This window comes from Desulfonatronum zhilinae, assembly GCF_900182865.1.
GTDB classification, from domain to species: domain Bacteria; phylum Desulfobacterota; class Desulfovibrionia; order Desulfovibrionales; family Desulfonatronaceae; genus Desulfonatronum; species Desulfonatronum lacustre.
On sequence record NZ_FXUJ01000028.1, the window covers coordinates 1 to 20,187 of the forward strand.

At 60.9% G+C, this 20,187-nt stretch carries 18 protein-coding genes and 1 pseudogene; 10 read left to right on the top strand and 9 right to left on the bottom strand.

Going from position 1 to position 20,187, the window contains the following annotated elements; genetic code table 11:
• A pseudogene (locus tag AC559A_RS16545) lies at positions 1–159 on the top strand (IS1380-like element ISDth1 family transposase); the annotation flags it as partial.
• Positions 160–976: 817 nt separating this feature from the next.
• Here the strand turns inward: AC559A_RS16545 and yedF are convergent.
• Positions 977–1,606, bottom strand: a complete 630-nt coding sequence (gene yedF / locus AC559A_RS16550; protein WP_498818817.1) for a sulfurtransferase-like selenium metabolism protein YedF — start codon at positions 1,604–1,606, stop codon at positions 977–979.
• A 334-nt stretch (positions 1,607–1,940) separates the two neighbouring features.
• Here yedF and AC559A_RS16555 point away from each other — a divergent pair, with 334 nt between their 5' ends.
• The 3 genes from AC559A_RS16555 (at position 1,941) to cobI (ending at position 4,340) form a co-directional block, all read left to right on the top strand.
• On the top strand, positions 1,941–2,570 hold the full coding sequence (locus tag AC559A_RS16555; protein WP_498818818.1) for a lysophospholipid acyltransferase family protein: 630 nt from the start codon (positions 1,941–1,943) through the stop codon (positions 2,568–2,570).
• Positions 2,571–2,595: 25 nt separating this feature from the next.
• Positions 2,596–3,393, top strand: coding sequence for an undecaprenyl-diphosphate phosphatase (locus tag AC559A_RS16560; RefSeq protein ID WP_498818819.1), 798 nt, complete (start codon positions 2,596–2,598; stop codon positions 3,391–3,393).
• A 236-nt stretch (positions 3,394–3,629) separates the two neighbouring features.
• Positions 3,630–4,340, top strand: coding sequence for a precorrin-2 C(20)-methyltransferase (gene cobI, locus AC559A_RS16565; protein WP_498818820.1), 711 nt, complete (start codon positions 3,630–3,632; stop codon positions 4,338–4,340).
• 15 nt (positions 4,341–4,355) lie between these two features.
• Here cobI and AC559A_RS16570 read toward each other — a convergent pair whose 3' ends face one another.
• The 8 genes from AC559A_RS16570 to AC559A_RS16605 all read right to left on the bottom strand — a co-directional run bounded on the left by AC559A_RS16570 (position 4,356) and on the right by AC559A_RS16605 (position 14,953).
• Positions 4,356–5,513: an ABC transporter ATP-binding protein gene (locus AC559A_RS16570; protein ID WP_498818821.1), complete on the bottom strand. Its 1,158-nt coding sequence runs from the start codon at positions 5,511–5,513 to the stop codon at positions 4,356–4,358.
• Positions 5,514–5,574: 61 nt separating this feature from the next.
• Positions 5,575–7,197, bottom strand: a complete 1,623-nt coding sequence (locus AC559A_RS16575) for an ABC transporter permease (protein WP_498818822.1) — start codon at positions 7,195–7,197, stop codon at positions 5,575–5,577.
• Between the two features lie 170 nt (positions 7,198–7,367).
• Positions 7,368–8,411, bottom strand: coding sequence for a Fe(3+) ABC transporter substrate-binding protein (locus AC559A_RS16580; protein WP_498818823.1), 1,044 nt, complete (start codon positions 8,409–8,411; stop codon positions 7,368–7,370).
• Between the two features lie 423 nt (positions 8,412–8,834).
• Positions 8,835–9,275 carry a hypothetical protein gene (locus AC559A_RS16585; RefSeq protein ID WP_498818824.1) on the bottom strand — a complete coding sequence of 147 codons (441 nt, stop codon included), beginning with the start codon at positions 9,273–9,275 and terminating at the stop codon, positions 8,835–8,837.
• A 67-nt stretch (positions 9,276–9,342) separates the two neighbouring features.
• Positions 9,343–10,455: an OmpA family protein gene (locus AC559A_RS16590; RefSeq protein WP_051434267.1), complete on the bottom strand. Its 1,113-nt coding sequence runs from the start codon at positions 10,453–10,455 to the stop codon at positions 9,343–9,345.
• A 186-nt stretch (positions 10,456–10,641) separates the two neighbouring features.
• Positions 10,642–12,114, bottom strand: coding sequence for a sensor histidine kinase (locus AC559A_RS16595; RefSeq protein ID WP_498818825.1), 1,473 nt, complete (start codon positions 12,112–12,114; stop codon positions 10,642–10,644).
• A 74-nt stretch (positions 12,115–12,188) separates the two neighbouring features.
• Entirely contained in the window at positions 12,189–13,919 is a 1,731-nt protein-coding gene (locus tag AC559A_RS16600; RefSeq protein WP_498818827.1) for a 4Fe-4S binding protein, read from the bottom strand.
• Positions 13,916–14,953 (bottom strand): DUF362 domain-containing protein, encoded by a 1,038-nt coding sequence (locus AC559A_RS16605; RefSeq protein ID WP_498818828.1) that lies wholly within the window; start codon positions 14,951–14,953, stop codon positions 13,916–13,918. The genes AC559A_RS16600 and AC559A_RS16605 overlap by 4 nt, the downstream gene beginning before the upstream one ends.
• A 117-nt stretch (positions 14,954–15,070) precedes the next feature.
• Here AC559A_RS16605 and nadC point away from each other — a divergent pair, with 117 nt between their 5' ends.
• The 6 genes from nadC (at position 15,071) to AC559A_RS16635 (ending at position 19,947) form a co-directional block, all read left to right on the top strand.
• Positions 15,071–15,949 (top strand): carboxylating nicotinate-nucleotide diphosphorylase, encoded by an 879-nt coding sequence (gene nadC, locus AC559A_RS16610; protein ID WP_498818830.1) that lies wholly within the window; start codon positions 15,071–15,073, stop codon positions 15,947–15,949.
• An 11-nt stretch (positions 15,950–15,960) separates the two neighbouring features.
• On the top strand, positions 15,961–16,143 hold the full coding sequence (locus AC559A_RS16615; protein WP_498818831.1) for a hypothetical protein: 183 nt from the start codon (positions 15,961–15,963) through the stop codon (positions 16,141–16,143).
• Positions 16,144–16,206: 63 nt separating this feature from the next.
• Positions 16,207–17,247, top strand: a complete 1,041-nt coding sequence (locus tag AC559A_RS16620) for a quinolinate synthase (RefSeq protein WP_028571077.1) — start codon at positions 16,207–16,209, stop codon at positions 17,245–17,247.
• Positions 17,244–18,827, top strand: a complete 1,584-nt coding sequence (nadB, locus tag AC559A_RS16625) for an L-aspartate oxidase (protein WP_498818832.1) — start codon at positions 17,244–17,246, stop codon at positions 18,825–18,827. Before AC559A_RS16620 ends, nadB begins: the two co-directional genes overlap by 4 nt.
• On the top strand, positions 18,824–19,582 hold the full coding sequence (locus AC559A_RS16630) for a UPF0280 family protein (protein WP_498818833.1): 759 nt from the start codon (positions 18,824–18,826) through the stop codon (positions 19,580–19,582). Before nadB ends, AC559A_RS16630 begins: the two co-directional genes overlap by 4 nt.
• A gap of 113 nt (positions 19,583–19,695) precedes the next feature.
• Positions 19,696–19,947 (top strand): hypothetical protein, encoded by a 252-nt coding sequence (locus AC559A_RS16635; RefSeq protein WP_498818834.1) that lies wholly within the window; start codon positions 19,696–19,698, stop codon positions 19,945–19,947.
• Positions 19,948–20,187 lie beyond the last annotated feature (240 nt).

The window sequence follows — 20,187 nt, forward strand, 5'->3', positions numbered from 1 at the left end:
AAGGCTACAAGGCGCAGGATCAAGACGGTGATGAACAGCGTGGTCTTCATGTCTTGCCGTTTGATCAGCCATGCCCGGACCTTGGTGATGCAACTGGGATGTTCCAAGGAATGGCACGATTGGTTTGGCAGGTTGTTTCAACGCCTCAAGGCAGCGTAGCGCCTGCAAAATCTGGAATAAAAAAATGATACAGGTGTATTGCGCCAAAATTCTGGTAATAGACGGTGATCTGAATGATTTCATGCTGAGATAGCTCATTTTAAGCTTCCAGTATCTTGGCAGCGGAGATGGTTCGATGGAAAATCGTTCCAAAACTTTCGATGAGAAGTCCTAACCAAGCAAAGTCACGGATTCAGGTTCGAACAGTGCTGTTATCCGGAGTTCAAAAAACAATTGCTCAATTTTTTGACTTATTGACACAATTCAGGAAGCTTGCTCAACTTAGCTTTAATAAATTCTGTTAAAATCTCAGCTAATTACCGTAATCCGCCTGGTTAATCAACCCCGAGGTCGCCTTTATGCCTTGTTTGAAGTCAGCTTTATACAACAGCCGTGAGTTCACTGAAAGCGGGGCAAAAGACCAATTTCGGGGAGTGGTGGAATACGCATACGCCAAGGTCGTCTTTTGCTTGTCGGGAGCAGGCTTTGGTGGCTGATATCCATCAGGGTCGCTGTAGCACGGTCAAGCTTGTCCGTGTTCAGGGCGAATCCTTTCGCGGTGGCCGTCTTTGATCTGTAATGGGTTACATTCTAAAACGAAAATGTCAGTTGTGTCCAGGCGGAATGGGAAGGTGGATGGAGGGATGCCGGTGCGGGAGGTAAGGCGTCCGGGTTGTGGTTTGGGATGATGAGAGGTTGCGGTCGGCGTCGCTGTTGCCAGGATTCCCGCGTACGCGGGAATCCTGGTGCACAGGGGCTTTTCGAGCCGTGTCCGTCTTATTGGGGCGGATGCGATTTCAGGGTATTCGGCGTTTCGTCAGGGCCGGATGACCTTTTCGGCCAGTTGGAGGCTGGTGACCACGTCCAGCATGTTGGTGGTCTGGCCCACGGCTTTTTTGTCCAGCAACTCGAAGTGGGTCAGGCAGGTGCCGCAGACCAGGATGGTTACTCCGGCCGCTTCCAGTTTTTGCAGCGCTTCCAGGCAGGGGCTGCCTTCCACGGCCAGCCGCACGGCACCGTTGACCAGGATCATCCGCCACAACTGAGGCCCCATTTCCGGCAGGGTGGCCAGGAAATTGAGCATCAGTTTTTCGCCCAGGCCCGGATCGCCTTCGCCAATCCCGGGAGCCGTCAGGAAGATCAGGGTTTTGGCGCCCTGGGCCGGCGCGGTGGTTTGGTCGGCCTGTGCGGTTTGGCCGACCGGGGCTTTGTCCGCCTGGGCGCCGGCTTCCCGTTCCCCCGTGATCCGCCATTCGCTTTGGGCGGTTTGTTCATTGCCGACCCGGTAGCCTTGATTTTCCAGAAACCGGGTCACGTTCTGCAAGGCAGCCTCGTTGTCCACTTCGACGCTCACGGTTTTGGGCTGTTGGGCGTCGATATATTGCTTGCACTGGAGAACCGGTTGTGGGCAGGGGAGGCCCTTGCAGTCGAGATGGGTATTGCTCATGGACGGATTCCTTTGGGGCTGTAGGGTTTGAGTTGGAGGATATGATCAAGCACAGCCGGGGGGAAAAATCAAATTGAAGATTCCTATTGGATTTGGTGGTTGTGATTTGGTTTTTCGATATTAGACGGGTGGGGAGTCAGAATTCAGGAGCCAGAATTCAGGAGCCAGAATTCAGGAGTCAGGAGTCATGTGGTGTGAGGTAGGTGTCGGGAAGCTGGTACAACTTGTCTTGAAATTGGGGAATCAGAACCGCTGAACCGTGAACCATTGAACCGTGAACGGCTAAACCTTTCTTCCCTTGTCTCCAACCGGCATCCGGTTTAGAAGCCTCGCCATGGGCATTCGCGTCAATCCCCTTTGGTTCGTCACTCCGGCTGTTCTGTTCACCGAAGTGCTGAGCCGGACGTTGCGGTTTTCCCAGGAAGGATTGGAGGATGTGGAGGGGGTGCGGCGGGAGGAGCCCATTGTCGTGCCGTTCTGGCATGACGAGTTGTTTCCCTTGATCCATCTGCACCGCGACCAGGGAGTGGTGGCCGTGGTCAGTCAGAGCCGGGACGGGGAGTTTCTGTCCCAGGTTATGGCCAGGTTCGGCTTTCAGCTCGCCCGGGGCTCCAGCCGTCGGGGCGGGGTGGCCGCGTTGATCGCGGCTCGCAAGGAGATGCGCGCGCGCAACGCGGACGTGGTGGTCACCGTGGACGGTCCGCGCGGCCCCCGGCACAAGGTCAAGGAAGGGGCCGTGTATCTGGCCGCCAAGACGGGCGCGCCGCTGGTCCCCTTGCGGGTGTTCATGTCCCGGTCCTTTGTCTTCCAGAAAGCCTGGGATAAATTTCAGCTCCCCTGGCCCGGCGCTCGGTGCCGGGTGGTCTACGGGCGGCCTTACCGGATTCCGGCGGAGCTGACCGCCGAGGACATGGCCCGGGAGTGTTCACGCTTGGAAGGGCTGCTCAACGCCCTGGGCTCGTAGTCCCTCAGCAAATCCCGGAGTCTTCATGGATTTTCTTCAAGCCGCGGTCCTGGCCCTGGTCCAGGGCCTGACGGAGTTTTTGCCCATTTCCAGTTCCGCCCACCTGATCCTGGTGTCCGTGTTCACGGGCTGGGAAGACCAGGGGCTGACCTTTGACGTGGCCGTGCATATGGGAACCCTGGCGGCCGTGGTCTGGTACTTTCGCCGGGATCTGTTGGAAATGGCCCGGGATTTTTTTTGTTCCTTGACCGGCAAGGGGAGCGGACCCGGGGCACGATTGGCCTGGGCCGTGATCCTGGGCACCATTCCCGTGGGGCTGGCCGGATTGGCGTTTCGGGACGTGGTGGCCACGCATCTGCGCGATCCGTTGATTCTGGCCTTTGGGCTGATGTTCTTCGGGCTGCTTCTGGGCTGGGCGGATTGGCGGAACAAGGGGGGGCGCGATGAACACGGTCTGACCTGGCTGGACATCCTGATCATCGGCTGCGCCCAGGCCGTGGCTCTGATTCCCGGCACATCCCGATCCGGAGCGACCATGACCGCCGGGCTGTTTCTGGGCCTGAACCGGGAAGCCGCGGCCCGGTTTTCCTTTCTGCTGTCCATTCCGGTGATTTTTCTGGCTGGGGCCCTGGAGGCCGGACAGCTTTTCGGCCGGCCGGAACCCACGCAGTGGGGGATGATCTCCGTGGCCACGGTGCTGGCCGGGATCAGCGCCTATCTCTGCATCCACTACTTTCTCAAATTCATCCGCACGGTGGGGATGCAGCCGTTCGTGGCGTATCGGCTTATGCTGGGGGTATTGTTGGTTTGGCTGTATTGGTAGCGGACGCCGGAAAGCGACCGGATCGGCTCTTTGTTTTGAAGAAAAGTAACTATTCAGCACCGAGTAGTGCCGTTGCCGGTGTCGGTGTCGGTATCGGAATCGGGATCGAAAAGGGTGGGGCTCGTTCAATTATTCTCCGTTCCGATGCCGATACCGATAGCGACCCCGACCCCGATTGCCGGAGTAAGAGCGGGTAAGATGTGCTGAGTAGATACGAAGAAAATTGGAACATCTTGATGCAAAACGGCATATTGTACGGAATCGGCGTCGGCCCCGGAGATCCGGGGTTGATCACCCTGGCGGCGGTCAAGGCCTTGTCCGAGGTGGACGTGGTCTTTGCCCCGGCTTCAACCAAGAATGATTTTTCCGTGGCCCTGGACATCATCCGGCCGCACTTGCGGGCGGATGTGGAAATCCGGCGGCTGGACTTTCCCATGACCAGGGACGACGCGGTGCGCAACACGGCCCGGGGCAGGAACGCCGAAGCCGTCCTGGAATGTCTGCACGGCGGACGTCATGCGGCCTTCATCACCTTGGGCGACCCGCTGATCTACAGTACCTTCGGGCATTTGCTGCGGGAACTGCGGGCTCGTGACGACCAGGCGGAAGTGCGGATTATTCCGGGCGTGACCTCCTTCCAGGCGGCAGCGGCCCGGCTGGAGCAGACGCTGGTGGAAGGCGACGAGAGTTTGGTGGTGGCCACGGGCAACAGCGACATTGATCGGCTGGCAAAGCTGCTGGACGTGGCGGATGCCGCCGTGATCCTGAAACCGGCCAAGCGCTTCCCCGCGCTCAGGGCGGCCCTGGAAGACCGCGGACTGACGGACCGGGCCAGACTGATCGAGCGGTGCGGGCTGGAAGGAGAGGCCGTGTACGCGAACCTGGATCAGGTCCCGGAAAAGCTGTCCTATTTTTCCCTGCTGCTTGTCGCGCGCAAGGGCGCTTGAGATATCAGCACGAACTCAGGAAGATTCCGCCGGAAAGACGTAGACTTGGTCCATGAGAACATGGACGTGGACGTGCGCTCCCTCGGGCATGGGGAACAGGCAGGGAACTCGGGCGTGCAGATGGATGTCCTCTCTGGCGTTGCCAAAAGCGTTGCCAAAAGCGTTGCCAAGAGCATTGCCAAGAGCATTGTCGGGCGCTTCGGGGGGGACCGCCGGGGACTTGGAAGCATGCGGCGCAATGCGCAGGTGGACCAGGGTCGCACCGGGCAGGAGCCGGGTGGCCAGCACTTCCCCCGGCACGGTGGATATCGGCGGGGTCGCGTCTGCCCTGAATATCTGGACCGCTTCCGGTCGAAACATGATTTCAACTTCGGCCCCGTCCTGAAACCCGGCGGAGGCTATCCGTCCAAGCGGGGTGGCGACCTGTCCGCCCCGAACCATCCCCCTGATCACGTTCACATCGCTGAAAAAGGTCGTCACAAAGGCGTTCACCGGCTTGGAGTAGAGTTCCACCGGGCTTCCGGTCTGAACGATCCGGCCCTGGTGCATGAGCACGATCCGGTCACCCATGAACATGGCTTCCTCGGGGTCGTGGGTGACCATGACCGTGGCCACGCCGCTGGATTTGAGCACGTGCAGGGTCTGGTCGCGGATCTGGACCCGGAGCCGGGCGTCCAGGCTGGAAAACGGTTCGTCCAGGAGAATGATCCGCGGGCCGGGAGCCAGGGCCCTGGCCAAGGCCACGCGCTGTTGCTGGCCACCGGAGAGTTCGTGCGGGTAGACCGCGGCGAAATCCTGCATGTTGACCTGCTCCAGGGCCTGAAACGCCTTTTGTCGGCGGGCGTCCTTGGACGCGGCGGCAGTCAGCCCGAACAGGGTGTTTTCCAGGACCGTCAGGTGGGGAAAAAGGGCAAAGTCCTGGAACAGAAAGCCGGTGCCGCGCCGCTCCGGAAGCATCTGGCGGTGCTGGTCCGCGATGACGTGGTCGTCGATCAGAATCCGGCCGTGCTGGAGTTCCTCCAGTCCGGCGATCAGCCGCAGCAGAGTGGTCTTCCCACAGCCCGACGGTCCGAGCAGACAGACTACTTCGCCGGGTTGGACCTCAAGGTTGATGTTTCGCAGGACGATTTTGGGGCCGTATGCATGGCGAATGTCGTCGAGGATCAGGGACATGGAACGGGCCTTTGGCGGTTGTCGTGGGTTGGGAGGAAAAAAATGTTTCGCGGGTCGGTGGTTACGTCTGCCCCGGTCTGGATCTGGCGATCATCAAGCTGGCCAGGATCACGGGGATGATTCCGGCCAGAACAATGGCCAGGGAAGAGCTGGACGACTCCTTGAGCAGGCCGTCCGAGGCCAGCTCATAGGAGCGGATAGCCAGGGTGTTCAAGCCGAAGGGGCGCATCATCAAGGTGGCCGGCAGTTCCTTCATCACGTCCACGAAAACCAGGACCCCCGCCGTGAGCAGGCTGGCGCGCATGATCGGCCCGTGCACCCGGCGCAGGGTCTGACCGGCGGACAAACCCAGGGTTCTGGCCGCACCGTCCATGTTGGGCGTGACTTTTTGCAGGCTGGCTTCGACGGTATTGGTGGACACGGCCAGGAAGCGGACCACGTAGGCGAAGATCAGCGCGGTCCAGGTGCCGGTGAGCAGCAGACCCGTGGAGTAGCCGAAGAACGTGCGGGCCAGGTTGTCCACGGCGTTGTCCAGAAAGGCGAAGGGGATCATGATGCCCAGGGCGATGACCGCCCCGGGGATGGCGTAGCCCAGGGAAGCCGTCTGAACGGCGATCCCGGTGGCCTTGCCCGGAACCAGCCTGCGTCCGTAGGCCAGCAGGACCGCCGCGCACACCGCGGCCAGGGCGCTGATCCCGGCCAGGGAAAGGCTTGTTCCGGCCATGCGCAGATAGCGCGGATCGACGAAATCCCAAGTTTGCCATGTCCAGATAATCATCGCGCCCGCCGGCAGAATGAATCCGAAAAACACCGGCAGAAAGCAGACCGTGAAGGCCAGCCCGGCGGAAATGCCGGAAAGCTGGAACCGGGGCAGTTGCCGATAGTAGCCCGTGGTGTGGCTGACCCGTCCCCTTCTGGACCATCGCTCCAGAAGGATCAGCCCCAGAATGAAGAACATCAACACCGCGCCCAGTTGGGCGGCGATGGCCGGTTGTCCCAACCCCATCCATGTCCGGTAGATCCCCGTGACGAACGTGTCCACGGCGAAGAAATCCACCGTCCCGAAATCATTCAATGTCTCCATCAAGGCCAGGGCCAGGCCTCCGGCGACCGCGGGTCTGGCCAGGGGCAGGGCCACGCCGAAAAAGGTGCTCCAGGCTCCCCTGCCCAGGGTCCGGCTGGCGTCCAGGACGCAGACCGACTGTTCCAGGAACGCCGCCCGGGAGAGCATGTAGACGTAAGGATAGAAGACCAGGGTCATCATCACGATGGCCCCGGGCAGGGAACGAATCTGAGGGAACCAGTAGTCCGCCGCGGACCGCCAGCCGAAGGATTCCCGCAGCAGCGTCTGCACCGGGCCGCCGTACTCCAGCAGTCCGGTATAGGTGAAGGCGATGACGTAGGCCGGAATGGCCAGGGGGATGATCAGGCTCCATTCGAAAAATCGCCGCCAGGGGAAGCTGGTCATGCTTACCAGCCAGGCCGTGCTCACTCCAAGTAACAGGGTGCCCGCCCCCACGCCGAGCATCAGACTCAGGGAATTGCCCACGTAGCGGGGCAGGACCGTGGCGGCCAGGTGTCGCCACACCTCCAGGGAGGGAACGAACAGGTGGGCCATGATCACCAGGATCGGCGCGGCCACCAGGGCGGCAAGGCCCAGAACCATGAGCATCCAGATGCGCAAGCAGAGACTCCGGCTAATGGAATGAGCCTCGGCGCGGCGCGGGCCGTGCCAAGGCAGGAATTGGGTTCGGCAGTGGTCATGGTCGAGGGCGACAACATGTCGCCCTCGACCATGGGAGAAGATGTTACCTCAGAGGACGGTTCCGGGCAAATGGTGTCGAAGCGGAGAACTTATCGCCAACCGGCGCGGTCCATGACCCGCACGGCTTCGGCATTGTATTTTTCGATCAGTGACAGGTTCAGATCGTCGGCCTTGAACTCACCCATCCGGACCACCGGGCCGCTGGGTTGGACGCGAGGATTCACCGGGTACTCGTTGTTGTCCCGGGCGTAGACGTCCTGAGCCTGCTCGCTGGAGAGGAACTCCAGGAGTTTTACGGCTTCGTCGATGTTCCGGGCGCTTTGCGTCACAGCGCCGCCGCTGAGATTCATATGGGCGCCGCGATCATCCTGGTTGGGCCACATCACGCTCACCTTGGCGGTGACGTCCTGGTCCGCCGGATCGTCGGAAGCCAGAAGACGTCCGAAATAGTAGGTGTTGGCAATGCCCACGGCGCATTCGCCGGAGGCCACGGAACGAATCTGCGCGGTATCGTTGTCCTGGGGCCGACGGGCGAAGTTGTTCACGAATCCCCGCACCCACGTTTCAGTTTGCTCCACGCCGTGGTGGGCGATCATCGAAGCCACCAGGGACTGGTTGTAGATGTTGGAGGAACTGCGCACGCAGATCACGTTCCCCAGTGCTGGATCGGCCAAGGCTTCGTAGGTGGCGATCTTTTCGGGATTGATCCGCTCGGGATCGTAGTAGATGATCCGGGCACGTGAGGAGAGACCGTACCAATACCCCTCGTCGTCGCGGTACTGGGCTGGGATGTTCTCCTCCAGCACGGTGGAACGGGCCGCCTGCAGGACGCCGGCCTGCTTCGCGGCCACCAAGTTGCCGACGTCCACGGTGATCAGCACGTCCGCGGGGCTGTTTCGGCCTTCGCTACGCAGCCGTTCCAGGAGCGCGGGGCCCTGGCCGGTGAGCAGGTTGGCGGAGATTCCGGTCTGGGCTGAGAACTCATCCAGGAGCGGCTTGATCAAATGCTCCTGCCGGGCGGAATAGATGTTGACCTCCGCGGCATGCGCAGACGGGATTGTGGGAAAAATCAAGGACAGGACAAGCAAGGGCAGGGTGAGGAATATGGTTTTTGTTTCTTTCAGAAGCGACATGGTCAGTGAACCTCCGGTTTGATGTGAGAGTAAGGCAATCCTTTTTGTCGAGAAATATCGAGAAAGAAATTGATAGGCACTTTCATATTGGTTGTCAATGTTGCGTTGAGCAGTGGCGAAAAAATAATGGGATTTGTCGGACCATTTTTTGACTGGAAATCAGAATGTGCTGAGCAGATTGTAACTACTCAGCACAGAGTAATGCCGTTGCCGGGGGTCGGAATCGGGATCGGGATCGAAAACGCTGGGATGCGTTCTCAATTCTTCCTGTTCCGATTCCGACCCCGATACCGACTCCGATACCGATTGCCAGAGCAAGAGCGGACACAAAATGTGCTGAGTAGATGCAGCAGTTTCCCAACAAAAAAAGCGACTCGGTATAACCGAGTCGCTTTTTTGAAGTATGGAAGTTGTTTTTGGGTGCTATTCCAGCCACCGATTGGCGTAATATTGAAAAATTTCCGTGACCTTGCGGCCATGGACCGGCACGAAGGGGCCCAGGGCCGCGGCGGTCCGGGTGTCGGCCGCGCATTCGTAGGTCCATTCCGTGTATTCCAGTATCCCGATGTAGTTGCCGGGGCCGGTGCTCGCTTGCTTGACGGACCAGGCCACGGAGTCCCGATCCACCTGCATGTAGCGCCCGACGTATCCGGCCCCGTTGTTCACGAACTCGACATTTCCGATCCGGGAGTGGAAATTGCGGTCGATTTTATCGATCCAGTTTTGGGAAAACAGGGCGAATTGTTGTTCAATGTAAACCGTCTGCGAGGAGACGGGCAGGGCGTCGAATCCCGAGGCGGTCGCCGGAAGGGGGCCCGCCGAAAGCAGAACCGCCAGCAACAGAATCATGCGAAGATGTCGCATAGGTGTCTCGTGAAGGTTGAAGGTCCCCCTCCCCGGACGGGGAGGGGGAAACTGAACAGGAGAGATGCTATTCGAAGCGAATTTCCACGCGACGGTTCAGAGAGCGTCCTTCGCGGGTGTTGTTGTCGAAACGGGGTTGGGTCAAGCCGAAGCCCTGCGTCGTGATGCGGTCCGCGGGGATGCCTTCGTTGACCAGGAAGCTCCGGACCGAGGAGGCGCGACGCTCGGAAAGGCCCATGTTGTAGCTGGCCGGACCGATGTTGCAGGTATGACCATCGACCATGACCTGCTTGCCGGGACGGGACTTGATGATTTCAGCGGCTTCTTTGAGCAGGGGCGCGAATTCGGGCTTGATGTTGTACTTGTCGAAGTCGAAGTTGACGTTGCGGAAGACGATGACTTCTTCCACCGGAGCCGGAGCGGGTTCGGCCACCGGCGCGGCGGGGATAACTTCCACGTCGTAGAAGACCTTGCGCACGAAGTCCGCACGCTTGCCGTCGTCCGTCAGGTCCATGAGGTCCGCGGTGACCGAGCAGGGGTTGATGGCGGCGATCTGCTCCACCATGGCTTTTTCAGCCGCGGTCTGGGCGAAGCTGATCACGTGGAAGCAGATATTTTCGCCGTATTTGGCGTACATGTCCTGCACTACGGGCAGCGGCTTGGGGCCGATGTTGGACTCGCCGTCCGTGACCAGGATCACGGCGCGTCGGTCGGACAGGCCGCCGACAACGGAGTCAAGGGACTTCAGGCCCAGACCCATGGGGGTCAGGCGACCGAAGATGTCGTACTGGGTCTTTACGCTGTCGATGCCCTGGTTCATGCGACCCTTGTTGTACGGGGAGGGCCCGATGTATTCTTGGAAGGGAGCGTAGGTGTACAGCCCGGAGGTGAAGGCGATCTCAGGAATGTCGGCGTTGACGGCCTTGAGGACTTCCTTGGCCACTTCGATTTTTTCCTGCTTGTTCGGATCGTGGCGGGCGGCCAGGGAGCTTTGGGACTCGGAAGGGGCGCTCATGGCCATGGATCCGGAGTGGTCGATGAAAAAGAGAAAATTCTCCGCTCTGGGGACGATCCGTTCGGTTTGGGCCACGGCGGTCGTCGCCATGCCCAGGCAGAGGGCCAACAGGCCCAGGAGGGCCAACAGGGAAACCAGCGGCTTCAGAACATGTTTACGCATCATTTCATCTCCTTTTGCTTAAGTCTTAAAAGCGTGCAGGGCACGACGCCCGTGGTGTCACGGAAAAAAACCGAGAAGGAATACGGTTGGGTCTTTTAGAAAAGTCGCGAAAAAAAGGTCACCTCCTTCTCCAGACAGCGACTACTCGTTACGCCATAGGGTGAAGAATATCGCACCCCGAAAAAAAGCTCAAGAGGGGGTTGATGCGTCCGGTGAAGAATTATGCGGAGAGCTTGGGGGCGAGCTCGGCGAAGAGTCGTATTGGGAAAGCAACGGAGAAGCCGACGCTTCTTTGGGCAGGATGAAGTAGAAATTGTTGCCCATGGGGGTCGGTTCATAGCTCATCCTGCCGCCGTGCAGTTCCACGATCTGGCGGATGAAGAACAAGCCGTGGCCGGTCCCCGGTTCCTGAGCGGTGTTCCCGGCTCGGAACCCTTCCTCAAAGAGGTGATCCCGTTCCTCTCCGGTGATGTGCGGTCCGGTGGTGAAAACGTTCAGCTTGACTCCGTCCAGGCCGATGCCGAAAAAATTGGGCATGTCCTCCCATCCATAGGAGAGAAACTTGACCCACCGACCGCGGGCGTCGCGAACCGGGGCGGCGTACTTCACGGCATTGGAAAACAGGTTGGCGTAGACCTGGGTTATCAGGCCGACGTCCACGACCACCTCGATTTCCTTGTCCGGAACCCCGGCCCAGGCGATTTCGATGCCGCGATCCTCGAACTGGGTCATGAATCGGGCGATCTGCGGATCAATGATCTGGTTCTTGAAGTTGCAGACCCGTTTTTCCAGGACATATCGCCCCTGTTCAAAATGACTTCGGCGCAACAGGGTTTCCAGAAACAGACTGGTGTTGTCGTAGTGGCGCTGAATTTCCCCGAACTGATCCTGGAGCGCGTCCTGAACGTAGTCCATTCTGGCGATGAGTTGCTTCCACCGCGCGTCGTCGACGGACAGGCCGTCCGGGGGAGCTTGGCGCATGTCTCCGGCCAGCTCGCCGAGGGCGTTGATGGTGCTTTCCAGACGACGATAAAACAATTTGAAGTACATGTTGGGCACGATGACATTATGCCCGATGTCCTTGACCAGGCTGCGGATGAACAGGATGTGCTCCTGGTTCTTCTGGCTGATCATCCGATTGTGGAGTTGAAAGCCGACCCGGTTGGCGTATTTTTCCAGAAAGAGTCGGTCGTGGCCGGAAAGGGCGTCCACGGGGTAGATGTCCAGAATGCCGATCAGATGATTCTCGGAGTCGGCCGGAGGAAGGGATTGCAGGTCCTTGTTGCCTTTGATCGGGAGATAATAATGGCCCTCATGGATCGTGGGCGTGGAGAAAGAGGGAATATCCGACGCGGGGGTCGGTTTTTGGCCTCGCTCCGGGCAAATGACGATATGATCGACGCGGTGATCCTGGAACATGTACAGGGTGCAGTCCAGGTTGAAAAAAACTTTTGGGACCAGGGCGCAGACGGTCATCAGGTCCCGAAAGGAATCGAATTCCTGGGCCAGGTCGAAAAAAACGTTCAGGGCCGTGCTTTGCAGGGAGGAGAAGTTGTAGTCCGCGTAGTCGTCGATCTTTTCATGGATGCGTTTCTGGACGGACAGAGCCCTGGGGTATTCCAGGCAAAGCGAGGCGATATCCAAGGGGGTGGGGCTGTGCATATGCTGATCCGAAATAATCGTCTTCGCAATCCGCTTCGAGGTTTTTCGGGTTGAGTCGATCCAGGCCGCGACGGTCAGGGAGTGAAGCCGGGGGGCAGGGCGTCCTTGTCCGGCACGGCGTCGGGAAGAGGAGCGAAGGCGGTGTCCGGCGTTTCCAGGTCAAAAGGGGCGTATTCGGCTTGATCCGGCGAAACGACGTGCAACATCAACCCCATGTCTTGACCATGGACCTTGTAGGATCCAGCGCCGAGGCGCAACGCTTCCATGGGCTCAACGATAATGGCCGACGCGGCGCGAACCGGGCAATGGTATTCGCAGAACCCGCATCCCGAACATTTTCGTCCGTCCACAAAGGGCACGGGCTGAGAATGGGTCGCCACCCTTCGCAGATCAATGGCATCATACGGGCAAACTTCATCGCAAACAAGGCATTTTTTGTTCCATTCCCAGGCCAGACATTTGTGGCGCAGGATCGTCGCGGTTCCGACCTTGGCCCAGGTTTTTTCAGTGAGCGGGAGGTCGCGGATGGCCCCGGTGGGGCAGACCCGGCCGCAGGCCGTGCATTCCGGTTCGCAGGGGCCCCGGCGGGGGGTCAGGCGCGGGCTGAACAGGGCGACGGCTCCGGCCTGGAACCAGATCGGCTGGAGGGTGTTGGTGGGACAGGCCCGCATGCACAGCCCGCAACGGATGCAGCGGGCCAGGAAATCGCGTTCCGGCAGACTGCCCGGAGGGCGGAGCAGGGTTTCCGGAGTAATGTCGCCGGGCAGCATTTCGTCCCGGACCTCCAGCAGTCCGGTGTAGGTCAGGGTCGCGGTCCCGGCCCCGGCCAGTCCGGCCAGCAAGGTCTCGCGCCGTTGCGGGGAAAAGCTCGGCGTCTTTCCGCCGAATTCGCGGGATGGCTGGAACGTCACGGCCTGAACCGGACAGATCCGGACGCATTCCTGGCAGGCAATACATTCTTCATGGATGGTCCGGGATGGATTCGCCGGGATGGCGGCCATGGGACAGCGCCGCTGGCAGGCTCCGCAGTCGGTGCAGGTTTCGGAGACGGTTCTGCGGATCAACGGCCGTCGGCCCACAAGGGCCAGCAGGGCCCCGGAAGGACAGAGATACCGGCACCAGAAGCGGGGGCTCCAACGGGCCAGGCTGAAAACAGCCAGGAAGAACAGGAGAAGAAACCATTGGGTCGTGAACCTGGGCTGGTGGAGTTCGGCGTAGGCGGCCCAGGTCCAGTCCAGGTGCAGGGCCAGGGGACGCAGGACGTGGAGCGCGGCGTCGCCGAGCAGGGACGCCGCCGGGTGGACCAGAAGGGTGTAGAAGCGGGTGATCAGGGACAGAGGCGATGCGAGGAATATCGTGGACACGCCGAGGACGGCGGCGGCCAGGATGAAGAACAGGATCAGATATTTGACCCGGCGCAATCCGCTGGAAGGCTGGGACGGGGGCGGCAGGATCGGGGCGGAGGGATCGTCCTGAGCCGAGAGCTCTCCGGAAGAGCGGCCCCTCCCGGCGGAGCGCGGGATGCGGGCCAGGCGGTCGGTGAGGTCCAGGGTCGTGCCCATGGGGCAAAGGTAGCCGCAGAAAAAGCGGCCCAGCACCACGGTCAGGGCCAGGATCAGGACCGCCGGGGCCAAGGCGGCGATCCAGGCCCGGTCCGCCAGAACCGTGCCCGCCAGGACCAGGGGGTCCAGGCGGAGAAAGGCGTCCACCGGGGCCCAGTCCGGCACGGGGAAAAAGGCCAGGCCGAGCAGGATCAGGAAGGCGGCCAGGCTCAGGGTTTGGACGATGCGTTGAAACGGGATCATGCCGCGACTTCGTCGATGCGCAATCCGGACAGGTCCATGGTGCCCAAGCCGCGTTCATGGGCCAGCAGAATGTGTTGAACCTGGCGCGGTTCGAAGCGGCGGCCGTACCATTCAAAGAGGCTGACGGCCATGGCGTCCGCAGCCACCACGTCCCTGGATGCGATCACCGTGTTTTCCTGGAGCACCTTGCCGGGTCCGAAGGGGCCGTTGGTGGAGAGCACCCGGGTGGCGTCCACCACCGTGAGGTCGGGCATGAGCAGGGTGGTCAGGTCCACGATGGCCGTGTGCAGATCGAACCGGCGGTGCAGGACGCCCCGGTCCAGGATCAGGCCGAGCATGCCCTTCATGGCCAGGCTGACTCCGGTGGCGGAATGGGATTTGGCCACCGGCGCGGCGATGAGCACGTCGGCGGTGAGCACGTCCTCCATGACCTGGGTTTCCCGGAGCTGTTCGCCCTGGGGGATCGGGACTGAGCGGAAAAAACGGGCCGCGTTCAGGGTGTGCACGGAAACGTCGGGCAGGGCCGCGCAGGCTTCCTGGATGCCGGACTGGACCAGGCACATTTCCGCGTTTTGCAGGGGATGGTCCAGAACGCGCACCCGGGCGGCTCCGGCTTCCCGGCACATCAGGGCCAGTTCGCGGACCACGTCCGGATGGGTGTTGGTGGCTCGCTCCGGCGGTTGGGCGAAACTCATGTTCGGCTTGATCACCACCCGCTGGCCGGGGCGGACAAAGGCGGCCATCCCGCCCAGAGCCTCCACAGCGGCCCTGGTCGCCGGGCCGGGTTCGCCCCTGGCCACGGTCAGGTCCGGTGTTTCGTCAGCTCTTTGGGCCGCGGCCAGAGGCCGGGCGTGCAGCAGTCCGTGGCCGCCTGCGGCCAGGACCAAGGCCGCCGTGCCCTGGGCTTTCAAAAAATCCCGGCGGGAGACGCGGAGGGGGGGCTGGTGGGTAGGACCACAAACAGGACCCAAAACAATATCGGATACCGTATCGGAAAGACTCTCGGAATCGGCGAAACGGCGGGTTGACGGCATGGGGAACTCCTTGGATTGGGGTTCGGGAAGAGAAGCGGAACGCGCCTTTACAATGGCGGACGGGGTGGCGTAAAAAGGCGGTTTGCCGAACTCAGACCGGCAAAACCGGCGGCGAACATGGAAAACCATTCATTATTTCATTCTTTTTTTCAAGGCCGCGCCATGGGGTATCTGGACCGGCTGATCGACCTGGCGTTGGAAGAGGACGGACGGGACCTGACCTCCGAGGCGCTGTTTACCGAGAACGACCAGGCCAAGGCCCGGATCCGGGCCAAGCAGGACACCCTAATCGTCGGCCTGCCGATTATTCCCTTGATTTTAGCCCGGTTTCCCGGTGCGGTGCGCGTGAGTTTTCCGGAGGCCGAAGGAGCCCTGGTGTCTTCGGGCACATATGTCGCCCTTTTTCAGGGTCAAGCGCGGGCCTTGCTCAAGGCCGAGCGGGTGATCCTGAACTTTATCGGCCGGCTCTCCGGCATCGCCAACCTGACCCAGGCCTTTTGCGAACGGATTGCCGGGACGGGCGTACGGCTGCTGGACACCCGCAAGACCACCCCCGGTCTGCGCTATCCGGAGAAATACGCCGTGGCCGTGGCCGGGGGGGGCAACCATCGCCTGGACCTGAGCGAGATGCTGATGCTCAAGGACAACCATATCGACCGGGCCGGAGGGATTACGCCTGCCGTGCGACGCCTGCTGGCGGCCTACGACCCGTGTCCGCCCATTGAGGTGGAATGCCGGACCCTGGAAGAGGTCGCCGAAGCCGCGATCTTGCCCGTACGGCGGATCATGCTGGACAACATGCGTCCGGAAGAGATGGCCCGGGCCCTGGCCATGATCCCCCAAACCATGGAAACGGAAATCAGCGGCGGCGTTGCCCTGGACACCATCGCCGCCCTGGCCGCCCTCCATCCCACCTTCATTTCCGCCGGAGCCCTGACCCATTCCGCCGCCTGCGCGGATTTCAGCATGACCATTGATCTTACGCCCAACGCCTGATTTTATAATACGTGCAGCATGAAACAAATAGCTGGGGTGAACTTCAAGTCGAAATCGAGATCGAAATCGAGATCGAAATCGAAATCGCTATCGAAATCGCTGATGCAGTCATTCTCTTTGAAGCACTTGTTTTTCTCGATTTCGATTTCGATACCGATTTCGATTCTGACACCGGGGCCAAGTTGACCCGGTAATGTCATTCTTATGCAGCAACATATAGTAATTTTTGCCTTTGTTTAAGCAACAAGGATACCTTCATGACCACCGACATCTCCCAGCGTACCCAACGCATCACGGCCCTGCGTCGCGAACTCGGATCATCCCTGGCCATTCTCGGCCACCATTACCAGAGCGACGACGTGATCCAACACGTGGATTTTCAGGGGGACTCCCTGGAGCTGGCCCGCCGGATACCCGGGCTGGACGCCCGGTACATCGTGTTCTGCGGCGTTTCCTTCATGGCCGAAACCGCGGCCTTGCTGGCCAAGCCGGAACAGACCGTGTTGATTCCCGACCCCAAGGCCCATTGCTGCATGGCCGGGACCGCGCCGGATCGCAGGGTGGCCGCGGTTCTGGAGCGGATCACCGCGGCGGGCCGCAAGGTCGTTCCCCTGGCCTATGTGAACTCGTCCGTGGGAGTTAAAGCCCTGTGCGGGCGGTACGGCGGCAGCGTCTGCACCTCGGCCAACGCGGCGATCATGCTCGAATGGGCCTTGGAACAGGGTGACAGCGTTCTCTTCTTGCCGGACAAGAACCTGGGCATGAACACGGCGGATTTGCTGGGCATTTCCAAGCAGGACCAAGCCGTGCTGAACGTGCGCGAAGAGAGCGGTTGGAACGAGGATATTTTGGCCCGGAGGCTGCTGTTCTGGCCCGGGGTCTGCGCCATCCACTTCCGGCTCAAGCCCGAGGACGTGCGCCTAGTGTTGGAGGACGATCCCCGGCCCCTGATTTTCGTGCATCCGGAATGCGATCCGGCGGTGGTGGCCCTGGCGGACGTTTCGGCGTCCACTTCGGGCATTATCCGGGCCGTGCGCGAGGCCCCGGTCGGCGCGACCATCTACATCGGCACCGAGGACAACCTTGTTTTGCGCTTGGCCAGGCTGCATCCGGACAAGCATATCTCTCCGCTGGGGGCCGGGTATTGCAGCGCGATGCTCAAGATCACCGAGCCGAAGCTGCTGGACGCCCTGGAAAATTTGGACCGGCATGAACCAGTCCGGGTGGACCCGGAGGTGGCCCCTGACGCCCGCAAGGCCCTGGAAACCATGCTGGCCGTGATGGAGGGCGCGAAATGACCGACACCATCGAAACCACGGCCCTGGTCATCGGTTCCGGCATCGCGGGCTGCGTCGCGGCTCTGACCATGGCCGAGGCCGGTCTGGAGGTCACCCTGGTTTGCGCCGGGGATCAGCTTGACGAGGGGAACACGGCTCTGGCCCAGGGAGGGATCGTCTATCGCGGCCTGGACGATTCCGCCAAACTGATGGCCTCGGACATCTTCACCGCGGGATGGGAAATGAATTCACCCTCCGCGGTGCGTTTTTTGTGCCGCAAAGGGCCGGAGATCCTGCACAAGGTGTTCCTGGAAAAGCTGGCCGTGCCCTTTGCCCGGGAAGAACTCGGCGATTACCATCTGACCATGGAAGGCGGGCACAGTCGGGCCCGGGTGCTGTACAGCGCGGACTATACCGGACGGGTGATCATGGACAGCCTGATCGTGGCCGTGCGCAAGAGTCCGAATATCCGGGTGATGACCGGGATGACCGCGGTTGATCTCCTGACCACCCACCACCACAGCGGTGCGCTGGAAATCCGCTATCAGATCACCAATCAGTGCGCGGGGGCGTACATTCTGGAGAACTCCACCGGGATGATCCGCCGCTTTCTGGCCGACTACACGGTGCTGGCCACGGGCGGCATCGGACAGGTCTACCTGAACACCACCAATACCCCGGGCTCCCTGGGGTCGGGCTTTGCCATGGCCCACCGGGCCGGGGCCCGACTGATGAACCAGGAGTACATCCAGTTCCATCCCACGTCCCTGTTCCATCGCGGCCCGCGCAAGTTCCTGATCTCCGAGGCGGTACGCGGCGAGGGAGCGCGGTTGATCAACGTGCATGGCCGCGCCTTCATGGGCGACTACGACCCCAGGGCGGATCTGGCTCCCCGGGACATCGTGACCCGGGCCATTGTCGATGAAATGCTCAAGACCGGAGATGACTTCGTCTACCTGGACGCGGCCAAATATATCCATAAAGACCTTGCGGCCCGCTTTCCCACCATCCACCAGCGCTGCCGGGAATTGGGCGTGGACATGACCAGGGAGCCGATTCCCGTGGTTCCGGCGGCCCACTATTTCTGCGGCGGCATTCTGGTGGACCAGCGAGGCCGGACGACCATCGAACGCCTCTACGCCGGGGGCGAATGCGCCTGCACCGGGGTCCACGGGGCCAACCGGCTGGCCAGCACCTCCCTGCTGGAAGGGCTGGTCTGGGGCTGGGCCATCGGAAGGGATGTGGCCTCCCGAATGAAGCGCGGCACCATGCTGAACACCAAGCTGAAAGCGTCCATCGCGCCGTGGAAGGTCCTGGGCCAGCGTCAGAACGAGGACCCGGTCCTGGTGGCCCAGGACTGGGCGGCCATCAAGCACACCATGTGGAACTACGTCGGCATCAAGCGGACCACTCCGCGTCTGAAGCGGGCCTTCGACGACCTGCGCGACCTGAACAAGCGCCTGCACTCCTTTTATAAGGAAACGAAGCTTTCCAAACCGCTGGTGGATCTGTTTCACGGCTGCCAGACCGCGTACATCATCACCACCGCGGCCATGCGCAACACCGAGAGTAAAGGCTGCCACTTCCGGGTGGATGAGTGAAACGGCACACGTCTTCCTGGCGCGGTTATCGGGGCCGGTGTCGGCCCGGACAGGGAGAAGTAGGCTTTCAGGCCGTGGTGGAGCAAACGGATTTGTGGGTCGTGGCCCAGCGGGATCTGCGGCGGGAAGTGCTCCAGGCGGTGAACGCTTGTCGTGGGCTGCTTCAGGCGCACATCGCCCGGCAACCGGAATTCGCCGCCAGCCTGGAGCCGGTGCAGGTTCAGGCAGATGTTTCGGAAATCATCCAGGACATGGCCCGGGCCGGACGGATCTGCGGCGTGGGCCCCATGGCCGCGGTGGCCGGGGCCGTGGCCCAGTGGGTGGCCGCCTGGATCGTCGAACACTGCCCCGAGGCCGGTCCGACCTTGCTGGTGGAAAACGGCGGCGACCTCTACCTGCGGTCCGACCGGGAGCGGATTATCGGCCTGTTGGCCCTGCCCGAGGGCGAGTCCAGCCTGGGGTTGCGACTCGGCCCCGAGGATTTCCCCTGCGCGCTCTGTTCCTCCTCCGGGACCATCGGTCACTCCCTGAGCTTCGGCCAAGCCGACCTGGTAGCCGCCCGCTCCCGCGACGCCGCCCTGGCCGACGCAGCGGCCACGGCCCTGGCCAACCTGCTTTGCTCCCCCAAAGACATGCCCCTGGTCATGCAGCGGGCCGAAGCCTTTGCCGAACACGGTCTGGACGGCGTCTTCGCCCAATGTGGTGACCGGGTCGGGGTTTGGGGGCGGATGGATCTGGTCTGTCTGGAGGCGTGATGTTGACCGAAAGTCATCTTTTTGACTTTTCATGGTCTCATGATATCATGAAAACATGCTCTCACGCTTGAAGGGATGTTGAACATTTGATTGGTATTACAGTGGAGGTAGGCATGAGTGCCGTGAAGACCGTGGGGAAAAGTGGACAGATAACATTGGGGAAACAGTATGCCGGGAAACAGGTTTTGGTGGATGAAATTGAGTCCGGAGTCTGGATTCTGAAGATCGGCCATTTCATTCCGCAAAACGAGCAATGGCTCCATCAACCCGATGTCAAGGCGGAACTTGATCAGGCCGTGGCCTGGGCGGAAAGCAATCCCCCGCAAGGCAGCGATCTGGAAATGTTGGAAGATCGGATGTCATGAGACCGGATTATGACCGAGAAAAGGTCCAACTGGACCTGAACAATCCGGTTTTTCAGAAACAGCTGTTCAGCCTACCCAAGAATGATCAACTGGCGGTGTTGCGGACGCTACGTAGAGTATCCGAAATGACCTGGCAACAGGTCCATACAAGTCCAGGCCTGAAATGGGAGACCATCTGCTCTCGCTCTGGTCCGAATGGCACAAGGATGTATTCGTTCAGAATCAGCGGGAAGTTCCGTG